The 14716-nt window shown below is 70.6% G+C and carries 15 protein-coding genes and 1 tRNA gene; 9 read left to right on the top strand and 7 right to left on the bottom strand.

The genetic code is table 11. The features are described from left to right. The first annotated feature begins 86 nt into the window (after window positions 1-86). The 5 genes from HDA31_RS26000 to HDA31_RS25980 all read left to right on the top strand — a co-directional run bounded on the left by HDA31_RS26000 (window position 87) and on the right by HDA31_RS25980 (window position 4803). Window positions 87-410 carry a helix-turn-helix domain-containing protein gene (locus HDA31_RS26000; RefSeq protein WP_219824992.1) on the top strand — a complete coding sequence of 108 codons (324 nt, stop codon included), beginning with the start codon at window positions 87-89 and terminating at the stop codon, window positions 408-410. A gap of 194 nt (window positions 411-604) precedes the next feature. Then, complete coding sequence (locus HDA31_RS25995) at window positions 605-2065, top strand: tyrosine-type recombinase/integrase (RefSeq protein WP_178063213.1); 1461 nt, start codon at window positions 605-607, stop codon at window positions 2063-2065. 53 nt (window positions 2066-2118) lie between these two features. After that, window positions 2119-2814 carry a pentapeptide repeat-containing protein gene (locus HDA31_RS25990; RefSeq protein ID WP_178063214.1) on the top strand — a complete coding sequence of 232 codons (696 nt, stop codon included), beginning with the start codon at window positions 2119-2121 and terminating at the stop codon, window positions 2812-2814. A 175-nt stretch (window positions 2815-2989) separates the two neighbouring features. After that, entirely contained in the window at window positions 2990-3688 is a 699-nt protein-coding gene (locus HDA31_RS25985; RefSeq protein ID WP_178063215.1) for a hypothetical protein, read from the top strand. Window positions 3689-3708: 20 nt separating this feature from the next. Beyond that, complete coding sequence (locus tag HDA31_RS25980; RefSeq protein ID WP_219824993.1) at window positions 3709-4803, top strand: XRE family transcriptional regulator; 1095 nt, start codon at window positions 3709-3711, stop codon at window positions 4801-4803. A 50-nt stretch (window positions 4804-4853) separates the two neighbouring features. Here the strand turns inward: HDA31_RS25980 and HDA31_RS25975 are convergent, their stop codons facing one another. Both HDA31_RS25975 and HDA31_RS25970 read right to left on the bottom strand, forming a co-directional pair. After that, entirely contained in the window at window positions 4854-5120 is a 267-nt protein-coding gene (locus tag HDA31_RS25975) for a hypothetical protein (protein WP_178063216.1), read from the bottom strand. A 37-nt stretch (window positions 5121-5157) separates the two neighbouring features. Beyond that, entirely contained in the window at window positions 5158-5931 is a 774-nt protein-coding gene (locus HDA31_RS25970; protein ID WP_246384336.1) for a phosphotransferase family protein, read from the bottom strand. Between the two features lie 414 nt (window positions 5932-6345). Between HDA31_RS25970 and HDA31_RS25965 the strand changes: the two genes are divergently transcribed. Then, window positions 6346-6418: transfer RNA gene (locus tag HDA31_RS25965), tRNA-Arg, on the top strand. A 373-nt stretch (window positions 6419-6791) separates the two neighbouring features. Here the strand turns inward: HDA31_RS25965 and istB are convergent. From istB to HDA31_RS32650, 4 genes are all read right to left on the bottom strand, one after another. Further along, a complete protein-coding gene (gene istB, locus HDA31_RS25960) occupies window positions 6792-7580 on the bottom strand; it encodes an IS21-like element helper ATPase IstB (RefSeq protein WP_178062895.1) in 789 nt (262 codons plus the stop codon). Continuing rightward, window positions 7580-8809 (bottom strand): IS21 family transposase, encoded by a 1230-nt coding sequence (istA, locus tag HDA31_RS25955; RefSeq protein ID WP_178062896.1) that lies wholly within the window; start codon window positions 8807-8809, stop codon window positions 7580-7582. The genes istB and istA overlap by 1 nt, the downstream gene beginning before the upstream one ends. A gap of 282 nt (window positions 8810-9091) precedes the next feature. Continuing rightward, a complete protein-coding gene (locus tag HDA31_RS25950; RefSeq protein ID WP_178063217.1) occupies window positions 9092-9646 on the bottom strand; it encodes a hypothetical protein in 555 nt (184 codons plus the stop codon). 568 nt (window positions 9647-10214) lie between these two features. Beyond that, window positions 10215-10340, bottom strand: a complete 126-nt coding sequence (locus HDA31_RS32650; RefSeq protein WP_260422066.1) for a hypothetical protein — start codon at window positions 10338-10340, stop codon at window positions 10215-10217. Between the two features lie 157 nt (window positions 10341-10497). Here HDA31_RS32650 and HDA31_RS25945 point away from each other — a divergent pair, with 157 nt between their 5' ends. Beyond that, complete coding sequence (locus HDA31_RS25945) at window positions 10498-10683, top strand: hypothetical protein (protein WP_178063218.1); 186 nt, start codon at window positions 10498-10500, stop codon at window positions 10681-10683. Here HDA31_RS25945 and HDA31_RS25940 read toward each other — a convergent pair. Beyond that, window positions 10662-11414 carry a TylF/MycF family methyltransferase gene (locus HDA31_RS25940; protein WP_074476984.1) on the bottom strand — a complete coding sequence of 251 codons (753 nt, stop codon included), beginning with the start codon at window positions 11412-11414 and terminating at the stop codon, window positions 10662-10664. The two genes, HDA31_RS25945 and HDA31_RS25940, sit on opposite strands and share 22 nt — an antisense overlap. A gap of 827 nt (window positions 11415-12241) precedes the next feature. Between HDA31_RS25940 and HDA31_RS25935 the strand changes: the two genes are divergently transcribed. Further along, window positions 12242-13522 (top strand): cation:proton antiporter, encoded by a 1281-nt coding sequence (locus tag HDA31_RS25935; protein ID WP_246384338.1) that lies wholly within the window; start codon window positions 12242-12244, stop codon window positions 13520-13522. Window positions 13523-13627: 105 nt separating this feature from the next. Next, complete coding sequence (locus HDA31_RS25930; protein ID WP_219824994.1) at window positions 13628-14716, top strand: methyltransferase domain-containing protein; 1089 nt, start codon at window positions 13628-13630, stop codon at window positions 14714-14716.

Here is a 14716-nt window from a genome sequence, read left to right as displayed (position 1 = left end):
CGCCTCGCACCGCTCGCACCCGGCGTGCCGCGCCGCCGGGTGCTGTCACCACGTCACCGCGAGTTTCTTCAGCAGGGAGACCGATCATGCGATCGCCACGACGAACCCGAACCCCTACGCCCGCCACCGGTGAGGCGTCCCGCTGTGAGGAGCAGCAGGCGTGGACCGTCGAGCGGATCCGCGCGCTGGGTCCGAGCACCGACCTCGCGACGGCCGCCGCGGTCCTGGGCATGTCCCGGTCGGCCGCCTACAAGCTGGCGCGCCGCGATGCGTTCCCCACGCCGCTGTACCGGGTCGGTGCCCACTACCGGGTACCGACCGCGCCGATCCTGGCCATGCTGCACCTACCGCATCCGACCGACCCCGGCTTCGACGAAAGGGCCGCTGACGACCGCGGTGACCCGCCATGACCGCCTCACCGTATCAGCCACGCCCCACGCGGTGCCCTTCGGCCTCGCCGGGGCCGAAGGGCTGACCCCGCCGGCCGCAGTGTCGACCCTGTCGGCGGCCGATCCGTCGATGACTTGATCGTCGCGGCGTGTCACGCGTGGATGTCGATCGACAAACCGATGCCGCACCCCCAAGCCGAGGAGCACCACACGCTATGCCAGACGGGAGCATCTTCAAACGCTGCGGCTGCCGCCATCCCGATACCGGCAGGCCGCTGGGCAACGACTGCCCGAAGCTGCGTCGTCCCAACAAAGCCTGGAGCTTCGAGCACGGCCACTGGGCCTACCAGCTGGAACTGCCGGCCACCAGTGACGGCCGGCGACGGCAGTTGCGCCGGTCCGGGCTGTCGACCCGCCGTGACGCCGCCGCCGAGCTGGACCACGCGCGGGCCCTGCTCGCCCTCGCCGTCGGGGACCGGCGCCGCCGCACCGAGATCGCCGACCTGCTGCAGACCTGCGTACGGTCGGGCCGGCCGCTGCCCGAGGTGGACCGGATCCGGCAACGGCTGCGCGGTGACGGTTCGCTGGCCGACATGGTCACCGTCGGCGAGTACCTCACCGAGTGGCTCACCCACCTCACCGTCGATGACAACACCGCGGTTGGTTACGAGTCGCTCACCCGGGTGCACCTGATCCCGCACCTCGGAGAGATCCCACTGGACAGGCTGCGTACCGGCCACATCAAGACCATGTTCGCCGCGATCGAACGCCGCAACCAGGACATCCGTGAGGCGAAGGCCAGCGCGGACCCTGACGTGCGCGCGTCCGTCGTGGGTGTGCGGCCCACCGGCGCGTCGACGCGGCAGCGTATCCGCGCCTGCCTGCGTAAGGCCATCAACGACGCTCTCGCCGAGGAGGTGATCGTCGGTTCCAACCCCGCCGCGCTGGTCAAGGTCCCCGCCGACCGGCCGGTGCCGATCGTGTGGGAGGCCGAACGCGTACAACGGTGGAAGGCCACCGGGAAGGTTCCCGGACCGGTCATGGTCTGGACCGACGAACAGATCGTCGCGTTCCTCGACCACGCCCGCGAACACATGCCCGACCTGTACCCGATGTGGCACCTCATGGCCTACCGCGGCCCCCGCCGCGGCGAGGCCTGTGGGCTGCTCGACGCCGAGGTCCGCCTCGACAAACGCGAGCTGACGATCAACCACCAGATCGCCACCCACGGCTACACGCCGGTGCGCAAGAAGCCCAAGAGCAGAGCGGGCAACCGCGACCTCGCCCTCGACGCCGACACGGTCAGGGTCCTCGCCGCCTACCGGGCCCGCCGCGCCCAGTGGCGCCTCGCCGCCGGCGAGGCGTGGCCCGACACCGGCCTGTTCTTCGTCCGCCCCGACGGCCAGCCGTGGCATCCCAGCGGGGTCACCCAACGCTTCCGCAGACTCGTCCGCCAAGCCGGGTTCCCACCGATCCGCCTACACGACCTGCGACACAGCGCGGCCACCATCGCCCTCGACGCCGGAGTGGACATCAAGGTCGTCTCCGAACAACTCGGCCACTCCACCACCACCCTCACCCGCGACACCTACCAGAGCGTCACCAGAAAGATGCGCCACGACGCCGCCGACGCCGTCGCCGAGAAGATCCAACAAAGGCGGCCCAGAACCGCATAGCTACCCGCGTGCCGCCGTCGGCGGGTTCTACCGGCTCGGCTAGCGTGCCCGCCATGGTCGCGCGTTCGTCCACCCGTGGTGCCGCCCGGTGGCGGGCTCCGGCGGCACCGAAACTGCCGGCGTCACCGGACCTGACCGCCGCCGGGGACCTCGCTATCGGCGACGAGGCGACGTTCGAGCGGCTGGGCCTGGGCGACTTCGACCTGTCCGGGCGCTCGGCGGACGGCGCCGAGTTCACCCGGTGCCGCTTCACCCGCACCGACCTCAGCGGTACCCGGCTGGAGGCGGCGCGGTTCGCCGACTGCGTGTTCGAGGGTACGAACCTGGCGAACCTGCGGGCGGAGAGGTCGTCGATGCTCCGGGTGCGGCTGTCGACGGCGCGGATGACGGGCTTGCAGTGGGTCAACGGGGCGCTGCGGGACGTCACGATCTCGGACAGTCGGCTGGACCTGTCGTCGTGGCGGTTCACGGCCTTCTCGAGCGTGGTGTTCGAGGGCTGCAACCTGACCCGTGCCGACTTCCAGAACGCGGACCTGCGGGGCGCCCGCTTCACCGACTGCGACCTGACCGGCGCGCAGTTCTCCCAGGCGAGCATGGACGGTGCCCGTTTCGCCCGCTGCGACCTCACCGGGATCGGCGGCGTGATCAGCATGACCGGCGCGATCCTCGCCCACCAGGACCTCGTCGCCCTGTCGTACGCCCTCGCCGGGGCGTTGGGCGTCCGCATCGAGAACCCCGACGAGGAGTAGGCCCACTGCGCCCGAAGCCGCCTCCCGCCTGTTGCCGGGAGGGGCAGCCTGGGTGGCGGGCGCGTGTCTCTGTTCTCGTTCGGCGACGTCGCGCGGGGCGATGCCGTTCGATGTTGGGCGTGTCGGCTGCTTGATTTCGGCAACATCAACTGCGGTGTCGACTAGATTCTGTGGCATGGGTTTGCTGGATGACGCGGTGGCGGTGCTGGACGAGCGGGGTGTGCTGGAGCCGCTGGGCGGGTTGATCCGGCAGGTCTACCGGCGGGCCGCGGACCGCCACGAGCCGGACCTCGGCGATGACGCGATGAGTTTCGGCACCACGGTGTGGCGGAACCTGACGAACCTCGGCAAGGCGGCCTTCGACGGGGTCAACGGGGTACGGGTGCGGGTGGAGGACAACTCCCTGGAGATCCTCTGCGCCGGCTATGTGGTGCGGTTGTACTCGTTGCAGGGTGGGATCGAGTCGATCCGCTGGGAGGGCAGCGAGGCCCGCCTGGGTGGGGCGGTGGAGAACAGCCGCGACGGGCAGTTGGCCTTCGACGACGACGAGCAGTTCCCGGAGGTCTTCGCCGGTGTGGTGCCCCCGAAGCGGCACCTGCGGGTCGCGCACACCGGAGACATCGGCACGGGTGAGGCGACGGCGTACCTCGGGTTGCCCCGTGACAACCGTGAGGGCGGGTCGCCGTGGTTCGAGGTGACGCTCTGGTTCGGTGACGCCACCACCGGAACGCCGCTGCCGGTCGTCGCCGGCCCGGTCGGGGTGCCGGGGCAGCGGCACGACGAGCTGCCCGTGCCGGAGCTGCCGCTCGGGACGCTGCGGCCTGCTGGCGGCGTCGGCCGTACCCTCGGTGTTGTCGCTGGTCGACGGGCGTGACGGGCGGGGTTCGCCCGCCGGTGCCGGTCACCGCGGCCGTGGCGGGGTTCGAGCCGCACGCGCTGGGGTTGGCGCGGCGGTGGCGGCGGATGCGGAAGAACGAGTTGGCCCGGCAGGTCGGGGTGACGGCGGCGGCGGTCAGCCAGTACGAGCTGGGGCAGGCCCGCCCGTCGGCGGCGGTGCTGGCGCGGTTGGCGTTGGCGTTGGCGATGCCGGTGGAGTTCTTCGCCGCCGGTGTCCCGGCGCCGGCGTCGCCGGGGCGGGCGCACTTCCGTAGCCTGCGGGCCACCAGCCAGGCGGAGCGGGACCAGGCGGAGGCGTTCGGCGAGGTCGCCTGGCGGATGGTCGAGGTCGTGGGCCGGCAGTTGCGGCTGCCGCAGTTGCGGCTGCCGCAGCTCGACTGGCCGGAACCCGCGCGAGCCGAGGACGTCCGCACGGTCGCCGCGGCGGCACGTGCGGAGTTCGGGCTCGACGACGGGCCGGTGCCGCACATGGTGCGGCTGCTGGAGGCGCACGGGGTGATCGTGTTGTCCCTGCCGGACGCCTCCGAACGGGTCGACGCGTTCTCGCACTGGTACGGCCAGCGGCCGTTCGTCTTCCTCAACCCGGCCAAGAACGACAAGGCCCGCTCCCGGATGGACGCCGCCCACGAACTCGGCCACCTCCTGCTGCACCACGACGCCGAGCCGGGCAGCCAACTCCTGGAACGGGAAGCCACCGCCTTCGCCTCCGAGTTCCTCGCCCCCAGCACCACCCTCGCCGCCGAGCTTCCCGCCCGGCTCGACTTCGACCGGCTGCACGAGCTGAAACGCCGCTGGGGCATCAGCCTGAAAGCCCTCGTCTACCGGGGACACGACCTCGGCGTCTACCGGGACCACACCTACCGACGCGGCATGAGCCTGCTCGCCCAGTGGGGCCACCCCGAACCCGGCGACCTCGGCCCCCGCGAACAACCCACCCTCCTCGGCAGAGCCGCCACCCTCCTCAACCACCAACACACCACCATCGAAGAACTCGCCGCGCAGGCCGGCCTCCCCGCGGCCCTCGCCCGCACCGTGATCGACGCCGCCACCGAACACCTCCCCGAACTACGACTCACCCCAACCGGCCCCTGACCGGAGCCGGAGCACCCCCGGTCAGGGGATCCCCGCTCGGGGTACATCGCTTACTCAGGCGGTGTGACGGTGGGTGCTGTCGGCTCGACGTGGTGGCTGTCCCACACCCACTGGTCGTCGCCGTGGTCGACCAGGGTGCTGCACCGGTAACGCAGCAGGTCCACGTCCGTGCTCGGGTCCGGGCCGCCGGGATGCGGCGGCGTCGGGTCCAGCGCCGCGTCCGCGTTGTAGACGAGCCGGTCGGCCAGCCGGTAGTCACGGCGGAAGCCGGTGCGCCACTGCGAGTTGCCACCCCAGCCGTGCGACAGGTCAGCCACCGCACAGGGCACTCGTGTCAGGTGGGCTCGTGCGGCCTCACATCCGGGATCTCAACACGTCGACCTCACAGCCTCGTGCGGCTGGATCGAAGCCGTGTTCCATCAGCCAGCGGATCGCCAGCAGGCTTCGCAATGACCACCACGCGCGGATGATGTCGAGGTCGACGTCGGTGCCGTAGCCGGCGAGGACGTCACCGAGGTGATTCTCGTGCCCGAGCGTCAGGATTGCGAGGTCGTACAGGGCGTCGCCCTGGCCTGCCTCGGACCAGTCGAGCACGCCGGTGATCTCGTCGTCGTCGACGAACACGTGGGCGGTCTGCAGGTCGCCGTGCATGAACACCGGAGTCCACGGCCGAAGCGCGGCTTCGGCGACCCGGCGGTTGCGGGTGACCAGGTCAGCGGGAAGGACGTCATTCGTGACGAGCCATTCGCATTCGTCGTCGAGTTGTGATGCCAACTCGTCGAGGCGGCGACCGGGCCACGGCGGCACCGGCGCGTCGTGCAGCATCCGTGCTGCGGCTCCGGCCGCCGCCCACGCCGCCGAAGACGCGGTTGACGGCTCGCCGAGGCGGCCGAGTGCCCTTCCAGGCAGGGCGGCGAGCGCGAGTACGGGCGGCTTGCGCCACAGGATCTCCGGCGTGGGGATCGGTGCCATGGTCATCGCCTCGACCTCGACGTCGGTGCGGGTCTGATCGGCGTCGATCTTCAGGAACACGTCTCCGACGCGCAGGGTCGCGCGCTCGTGATGGGCGACGACGACTTCGACCTCTGCCACGTCGGCCAGTGTCGCGGAGATGACCGTCGACGTCACCGGGTTTCTGTTGCATGCCATCGCGCGGTCGCCGCAGCCCGCTGTCCGGTCGCGTGGCCGACTCGCTCACGTCGGCTCTGAGCGACGCATGGTGACGTCGCAGTCGGTTTCGCAGCGGGTCCAGGTGACCCCCGGAGAACGCTCCGAGGTTCGCCGGTCGGCGGTGCGTACGGCGCAGAGAGCCCTTTCGATGATCTTCGATGATGTGCGCGACGTGTGCTCGCCAGCGGATGCCAGCCCGGGTCAACCGGCGCCAACGCGGGTCACCACAGCCGATCGTGGTCGCAAACGGGGGTTCGTGTGCTCGAGCTGTGGTCCTGGGCTGCGAGAACGGGGTTCCGGGGAACGTGGGTGAACGTGGGCCACTCCCTGCCACCCCAGGTGAACCCCCAGGTCGCTAGACTAGGCCCTCGCGCCCCCGTAGCTCAGGGGATAGAGCATCGGTTTCCTAAACCGTGTGTCGCAGGTTCGAATCCTGCCGGGGGCACCTCGAAGATCAGCAGAAACGCCACCTGAGCAGCGGATACGCCCCCATATCGATCGATCGTCCTGGGCGGTCGGACATCACCCGTAACTCCTGTTCGCAGCCAACCCCGCAGAGCGTCTGCAACGATCTTGGCAGCGCGAACGAGCGGTTCGATGCGGTTTGCAGTCGTCTAGGTGCTCCATCCGGTTGAGGATCCTTGAGTGGGTCCCGCTTCGAGTGCCAGTCCTCGATGCCGTCGGATGCGCACCTCAGCCGTGGTGGGCGGTGGGCTTTGCTGGTGCCTGTGGCGGTGAGCCTGGCGGGTGTCAACGCCGGCTGAACTTTGACCCCTGTGTTCCGGTCGAATGTTGACCCCCTTGCTGGTTGTTGATGTTCAGTCGTTGGTCTTGGTGGCTGCGGGGACGCGGCCGAGGTCGCGGTCTTTGAGCCGGTAGCTGTCGCCCTTCATCGAGATGACCTCGGCGTGGTGGACGAGGCGGTCGATCATGGCTGCGGCGACTACGTCGTCGCCGAACACTTCGCCCCACCGGCCGAAGGGTTTGTTGCTGGTGACGATCAGGCTGGCTCGTTCGTAGCGGTTGGAGACGAGCTGGAAGAACAGGTTCGCCGCTTCGGCTTCGAAGGGGATGTAGCCGACCTCGTCGACGATCAGCAGCGGGATCCGGCCGAGCTTCACGAGCTCGTCTTGCAGGCGGCCGGCGTGGTGGGCGTCAGCGAGGCGGGACACCCATTGGGCGGCGGTGGCGAACGCGACCCGGTGCCCGGCCTGACAGGCCCGGATCCCCAGGCCGATGGACAGATGGGTCTTGCCGGTGCCGGGAGGGCCCAAGAAGACGACGTTCTCCTTCGACGCCACGAAGTCGAGGGTGCCCAGGTGGGCGATCGTCTCCCGCTTCAGGGACCGTTGGTGGTCGAAGTCGAACTCCTCCAGGCTCTTGCGGGCCGGGAACCTCGCTGCGCGGATGCGGCCCTCACCGCCGTGGGCTTCGCGGGCGGCGACTTCGCGTTGCAGGCAGGCGGCGAGGAACTCCTCATGCGTCCACGACTCGGCCCGGGCCCGCTCCGCCAGGCGTTCGACGGAGGCGGCCAGGGACGGCGCCTTCAGTGCGCGGGTGAGGAACGCGATCTCCGAGGCGACGTTGCGGCTGGTCTTGGCGGCCATCACGCAGCCACCTCAACGTCCAGGCCGAACAGGCGGTCGTAGTCACTCAGCGGCCGGCGTTCGACCTGGGCGTCGACCGCGGTCGTCGGCTTGTGTTGGGCGGCGACGCGCAGGTCCGCGGCGGCTTGCCGGTGGGCGGGGTCGGTGATGCTCTGATGCTTGGCCCAGCAGCGGTCATGCCGGGCCACCGTCCGGCCGTCGCAGAACACCGCCACCTGGTCGCCGTCGGCGGTGACCTCGACCCGTCGCCCGACCACGGATGGGTGCACCGAGTAGTCGTTGCCGTCCACGCGAACGTAGTGATCGCGGGGCAGCCGAGTGGTCTGCCGCCAGCCGACCACCGGCGCGACCGGCGGCAGCGGCAGCATCACCTGCAGGTCGGCGTCCCACCGCTCAGCCGGCCGGCAGCCCAGCATCCGATGCTGGCGGTTGTTCGCCCGCACCAACCACTCGGACATCTGGACGTTGAAGTCCTGCGGTGAGGCGAATCGGCGTCCGGGCAGGAACGAGGTCTCCAGATAGCCGTTGGCCCGCTCGACCAGGCCCTTGGCCTCCGGGTCCGCCGGCCGGCACTGGATCACCTTGATACCGAGGGTCCCGCGGAAGGCGTTCATCGCCTCCGTCAGCTGAGGCCTGCCGCCCCGCCACTGCCCGACGGCGGACTCGTTGTCCCACACCAAAGCCTTCGGCACCCGGCCCCACCCGGAGATCAGCGTCCAGTGCCCGACCAGCAGGTCCGCCGACTGCCGCGACGGGATCATCACCGCCGACAGCCACCGCGAATACCCGGACACCATCACCAGCACCGGCGGCCGACCGACCTGCCCGAAGCCCAACGGCACGTCCGCTGGCGGGAACCACAGATCGCACTGCGCCAGCTCACCGGGCAGATACTCCGTCCGCTGCGCCGGGTCGGGTCGGCGGAACAACGGCCGCAGCTGCTGCACCCGATCAGCGAACACCGTCTTGCCGCGGGTCCACCCGACCCGTTCCATGATCACCGTCGTCGGCATGTCCGGGAACTCGGCCAACAACGCCCTGATCTGCGGCTCGACCGCGTCCACGATCGAACCCTTCGCCGCCCGCTGATAGCGAGGCGGCTCATGACTGGCCAAGGCCTTGCGCACCGTGTTCCGCGAGACACCCAGCCGCCGACAGATAGCCTTGATCGCCATCCGCTCCGCCCGGTGCAACCGACGGATCTCCGCCCAGTCCTCCACGCTCAGCACCTCCCGATGCTTCCGAAAGGGGTCAAGATTCAGCCGGAACCACGGGGTCAGTTTTCAGGCGGAGCCGACAGCGGGTCTGGTCATGGGGTGCCGTTGCGGCACCGGGACGATGCCAGGGTGGTGGCGGCGTGCAGCAGGCGCGGTCGCCGGTGGAGTCCGACCGGGCCGACCGGGCCCTCGGCGCGGCGGCCACCGCCGCGTTCGGCGCCGTGCGCGGCGTTGCGGTGGTCCGCGTTGTCCGAGGGCGGTCCCTGCGGCCGTGATGGCGGCTCTTGCAGTCCCTTAGCTCAAGGTGAAGGTCACGTCGTCGACGTCGAAGGCCGTGACGCCGTTGCCGGCGGTTTCGCTGGCGAGAAAGCTGGCGGTCGCGGTGCGGTCGGTCGTCGCAGTCCCGGTCGACATGCTGTACTGCCGCCACTGCGACCCGCCGTCGAAGGCCAGCGAGAACCTCGTCTTCGGGGGTATCCCGGTGACTGCGAGGCCGACGTTCAGGTAGTCGCTGCGGCTGGTCTCCGTGGTGGTGGTCCGGACCCAGAAGCGGACCGTCAGGTCGCAGCCGGCCGGCACCGTGACGGTGGTGCGTAGCAGGTCGGTGTGTGTCACGTCCAGCCCGGCGAAGGCGGCGTACGCGAGGCCGGTGTGTGCGGGCCGGGCCGTGTCGCCGAGTACGACCATGCGGGGACCGACGGTCCAGCCGGTGGAGCCCAGCTCGAACCCCGGGTTCGCGTGGATCTGCCCGGTGCAGGGCGCGTCGGCCGTCGTCCGGTCGTGGGACGCGCCGCCCGCGGCGACGAGCAGCAGGGCCGCAGCCCAGGCGGTGGTGATGAAGGCCTTCACCGGTCCTCCCATGTGGGAATATTTAAGTCTATCGATTCTCATCGACCATGCGCGATGGATGCGGGCGCGTCAAGCCTTTCCCGCTGTCGCGGCCGAGATCCATATCCGCAGCGTCGGGGACGGGCACTCCATTACCGGGGCCTCCCCGGCACCGCGAGGTGTGGCGCCAGGGGCCGCGCGGTGGACGGCGACCGAGGTCGCCAGCGCGTCTGGGTGGTCGGCGTGGCGGTTGTCCCGCAGGGTGCCTTGGCGGACCAGGTTCTGCCGGCGTCCGGACGCCGCCTCGACATCGTTGGGGAGGTTCAGCCGCACAGCTACCGACAGCGTGCAGCGGGGAGTAGGTCTGCCGGCTCGAAGTGTCCGTGGACGGCATCGCCCAGGGCGGGCCGGAGCTGCTGATCGTGGCCGTCAGCGGGGCGGCGCCGGACGTGCCGTGCTGCGCTCCGACGCCGCCGCGCTCGACCTCGACCTCGGGGAGAGGCACCCGTCGGCGTGCCCTCGTCGACCCGGACGGTGACCCGCGCCAACGCCGGTGACTGTCCGTGGACCGTGGCCGCCGCCCTCACCGTCACCCCCGGCTGATCGGCGCCTCGACGTCGGTGCTCAGCCGCGCCGGCGCCACCGACGCCGGTGGGGTCGCCGCCCCGTCGCTGGCGCTGAGCGTCTCGGGGCGGCTGGCCACCACGACCGGCAACGGCGATCTGCGGGTATGCGCCGAGGGTCACGTCGGTGACGTCAGCGGCTGGCCCGGCTTCGCCGGCTGGAGGCCATCGAGGACATCACCATGCTCTGCGTGCCCGATCTGGTCACCGCCGGCCAGCAGGGGCCATCGACGACGAGGCGTCAGGGCCGTGCCGCTGGCGATGATCGTGGACTGCGAGCTGGTGGGTGACCGGGTGGCCGTCCTCGATCCGCCGTCCGGCCTGCACCCGCAGCGGATCCGGGAACGGCGGATGGGCGTCGCCGGCTGCGACTCCAGGTGCCGCCGGTCCGGATCCCGTCGGTGGATCGAGGCTCAGGCCGCCCGCCGCCAGTAGACGCTGTACTCGTCGATCACCTGAAGTGGTTCGGTGACTCCCTGGGCCGCGCGGAACTCCTGGACCGCCTTGCGGCAGGCCGGAATGACGTAGTCGTCGATCACGACGTATCCGCCCGGGCTGACTTTCGCATACAGGTTGACCAGGGCGTCCCTGGTCGACTCGTAGAGGTCGCCGTCGAGTCGCAGCACGGCGAGTTGGCTGATGGGCGCGTGTGGCAGCGTGTCCGAGAACCACCCCGGCAGGAACCGCACCTGGTCGTCCAGGAGCCCGTAGCGGGCGAAGTTGGCTTGTACGACCTCCACCGGGATGCCCAGCACGTCATTGCAGTGGTGCAGCCCCAGGGCCTGGTCCATCGGGTGACCGTCGGCCCCGGTGTCCGGGATCCCTTCGAACGAATCCGCCACCCACACCGTCCGGTCCCGGATCCCGTAGGCCTCGAACACCCCACGGGCCATGATGCACACGCCGCCGCGCCACACGCCCGTCTCGATGAAGTCACCGGGGACGCCGTCCGCGATGACCTGCTCCAACAGGGCGCGGATGTTCCTGATGCGCTTCAACCCGACCATGGTGTGCGCCATGCTCGGCCAGTCCTTGCCGTTCTCCCGGTTGGTCGCCTTGAACTCCCGCTCGTGCAGCCACTGGTTGGGCACCGGCGGGTCCTCGTAGATCAGGTTCGTGACGACCTTTTCGAGGAGATCAAGATAGAGACTTCGGGGATGCTCCATGACGGTCCTTCGCGCATTGGGATCGGCTGCGGCCACGGCGGAGGGCTCAGCGGGGAGGCGGGCGGCCTGCGGGGGCTTTCGGCATTTCCCCGCATTCTCGGTCCACCGAGGAGTTCACGGAACCACCCGCTTGCGCGGATCCGGTTCCGGACCTTCGTCCTCGCTCGGATCCCCGGACCGGAGTGACGCGGGCGCATGACTCGGGGCCGGAATCGTGCACCGCCAGACGAATCGATGTGCGGGGCGGTGGTCCCGGCCGCAGATCGAGCGAACGTCTGTACTCATCTGGCATATGATCGCACGCCCTTCGTCAGGGAATTCCCTAGTGTTCGGCGCGGTTGCGGGCTCGCCGATGTCATGGAAAACACTAGACAAGTGATTCCCGACGCCGGGTGGGCCGGCGTGGCGCCGAGCGCGGTCGCGGCGGCCAGGGACACCGGAGCCCCGCCCCGAATCCGCCGGCCAGGGCCCTCGCCGCGCGGCAGGACCTCGGTCGATCCGTCGGTCGGACCGCCGCCCGCTGCCCCTACCCGCCAGGAAGGTGCACCCTGTTCTGCTGTGGGCCAAGGTCTCGACGCCCGCCGCCTTGCGAATCCGCTGCCCCCTTCTTTTCCTGCCCTCGATCAATCGAGGTTCATCGACATGAAAGGGGCTAGGATTCCGCCAGTGCCGACCGGGCCCCGTCGCCGGATGCCCGAGCCGCGCCGAACGAACTGACCGGTCTGGCGGACGCCGCACGACGATGGGCCCGTTCACCGATCGTGCGCGATGGAGGATTGATGATCGCGAGCGCCGCACCCGTGGCTCCCCTGGCTTCACATCAATTGTTGTTGTTTCTTCTCGAGGTCGGGGTCCTGTTGCTGCTGGCCGTCATTCTGGGCCGGTTGGCGCAGCGTTTCGGCCTGCCGGCGGTCGTCGGCGAGTTGCTGACCGGGATCTTGCTCGGGCCGTCGTTGCTGGGCCAGTTGGCGCCCTCCGTCGGGCATTGGCTGCTGCCCGGTGAGCCGTCGCAGATGCACCTGCTGGACGCGCTCGGGCAGTTCAGCGTCGTGCTGCTGGTCGGCGTGGCCGGGCTGCACGTCGACCTGCGACTGATCCGACGCCGGGCCGGCACGGTCGCCACGGTGACCATGGGTGGCCTCCTGCTGCCCCTCGGGTTGGGCGTGGCCACCGGCCTGCTGGTGCCGGCGGCGCTGTTGGCGGCGACGGACCAGCGCGTGATGTTCGCCTTCTTCCTCGGGGTGGCGATGGCCGTCAGCGCCGTGCCGGTGATCGCCAAGACGCTCACCGACATGCGGCTGATGCACCGTGACGTCGGTCAGCTCATCCTCGCCGCAGCGTCCCTGGACGACGCGTTCGCCTGGTTCATGCTGTCGCTGATCTCGTCCATGGCGGTCAGCGCCCTCACCGTGGGGAACGTGCTGGCCTCGCTGCTCAACCTCGTCCTGTTCATCGTCGCGGCGGCGCTGATCGGCCGCCCGGTGGTCAGGCGTGCGATGCGGTGGGCGAACGCCCAGATCGACGTGGGGCCAGCCGTCGCCATCGCGGTCGTCACCGTCCTGCTGTTCTCGGCGGCCGGACACGCGCTCGGCCTTGAGGCGATCTTCGGCGCATTGGTGGCGGGAGTCCTGCTCGGGCTGCCCGGAGGCGTCGAGCCGGCCCGGCTGGCGCCGTTGCGTACCGTGGTGCTCTCCGTGCTGGCGCCGCTCTTCCTGGCCACCGCCGGGCTCCGGGTCGACCTGCGCGCCCTCGCCGACCCGGTGGTGCTCGTGGCCGGTCTGGTGATCCTGGTGCTCGCCGTCCTGGGCAAGTTCTGCGGCGCGTACCTGGCAGGCCGGCTGACGCGCCAGAGCCACTGGGAGGCGGTCGCCCTCGGGGCGGGACTCAACTCACGGGGCGTCGTGGAGATCGTCATCGCGATGGTCGGGCTGCGCCTGGGCATCCTCAACACCGCCACCTACACGATCGTGGTGCTCGTCGCCGTCCTCACGTCCGTCATGGCGCCGCCGATGCTCCAGCGGGCGATGCGCCGGATCGAGCACAATGCCGAGGAGGCGCTGCGGGAGGAGAACCAGGCGCAGTTGATCACCCGCCCGGTGGTGCGGTGAGGCCGCTGCCCGGGACGCCATGCTGCCCCGTGCAGCGTGCATCGCCTGGAGGGACCGCGCTGGTACGTTCGGGCACGCGACGACGCGGGCCCGAGGGAGAGAATGGTGACGGTGCGGTTCTTGGCGCGGACCCTGCGCGGCCTGGAGGAGGTCGCGGCCAGGGAGGTGGCCGGGCGCGGCTGCGGGGTCGAGCACCAGCGGCACCGTGAGGTGTGGTTCCGCGCGAGCCGTCCGGAGCCGAGCCTGCTCGACCTGCGTACCGTGGACGACCTGTTCCTCCTCGCCGGGGTGACCGAGGACGCGGACCACACGAAGGCGGCCCTGGCTGCCTTCACCCGCCTGGCGCGCGACGCTCCGCTGCGGCAACTGCTCGAGGTGCGGAAGACCTACGGCTACTCCGCCCGGGCCGGGACACTCGATGTGGCGGCGTCCTTCCTCGGCCGCCGCAACTACAACCGGTACGACGTCGAGGAGGCCGTCGGCCGCACCGCGGCGGCCCGGTTGGGCCTGCGCTTCCACTCCCGCCGCAACGGCGAGGCGCCGCCTGAGGGCAGCCTCTCGCTGCGGGTCACCGTCGAGGGCACCCAGGCGGCCCTGGCGGTGCGGATAGCCGACCGGCCGCTGCACCGGCGCTCCTACAAGACATCCTCCACGCCGGGCACGCTGCACCCGCCGTTGGCCGCCGCGCTGGCGTGGCTGGCCGGGATCCGCGCCGGGATGCGGGTGGTCGACCCGTGCTGCGGCACGGGCACGATCCTGCTCGAGTCCGGCGGGCTGAGTCCGGGAGCCGTCCTGCTCGGCCTGGATCACGATCCGGCCGCGGTCCGCGCGGCTGTGGCCAACGCGGGGGCACTCGACGGGGTCCGCCGTGGTTCGGCAGGTGGGACGCCCGGCGTCACCTGGGCGGTAGGTGACGCCGGGCGCCTGCCACTGGGCGCCGGGACGGTGGACCGCGTGGTCAGCAATCCACCGTGGGACCGTCAGGTGCTGGCCCGCGGTGCCCTCGCGGACGATCCGGCGCGGCTCTTCCGGGAGATCCGCCGGGTGCTTGCAGCCGACGGCCTGGCCGTGTTGCTGCTGCACGAGTTCGAGGAACTGACCGGGGCGGTCGCCGCCGCCGGGCTGGGCGTCGACGACGTGCGGGTGGTCAGCCTGTTCGGCACCCATCCGGCCATGGTGACCCTGTCCGGCTGA

The sequence above is a fragment of the Micromonospora carbonacea genome (assembly GCF_014205165.1).
In the GTDB taxonomy this organism is placed as follows: domain Bacteria; phylum Actinomycetota; class Actinomycetes; order Mycobacteriales; family Micromonosporaceae; genus Micromonospora; species Micromonospora carbonacea.
This window is presented reverse-complemented; position numbering and strand designations above follow the sequence as displayed.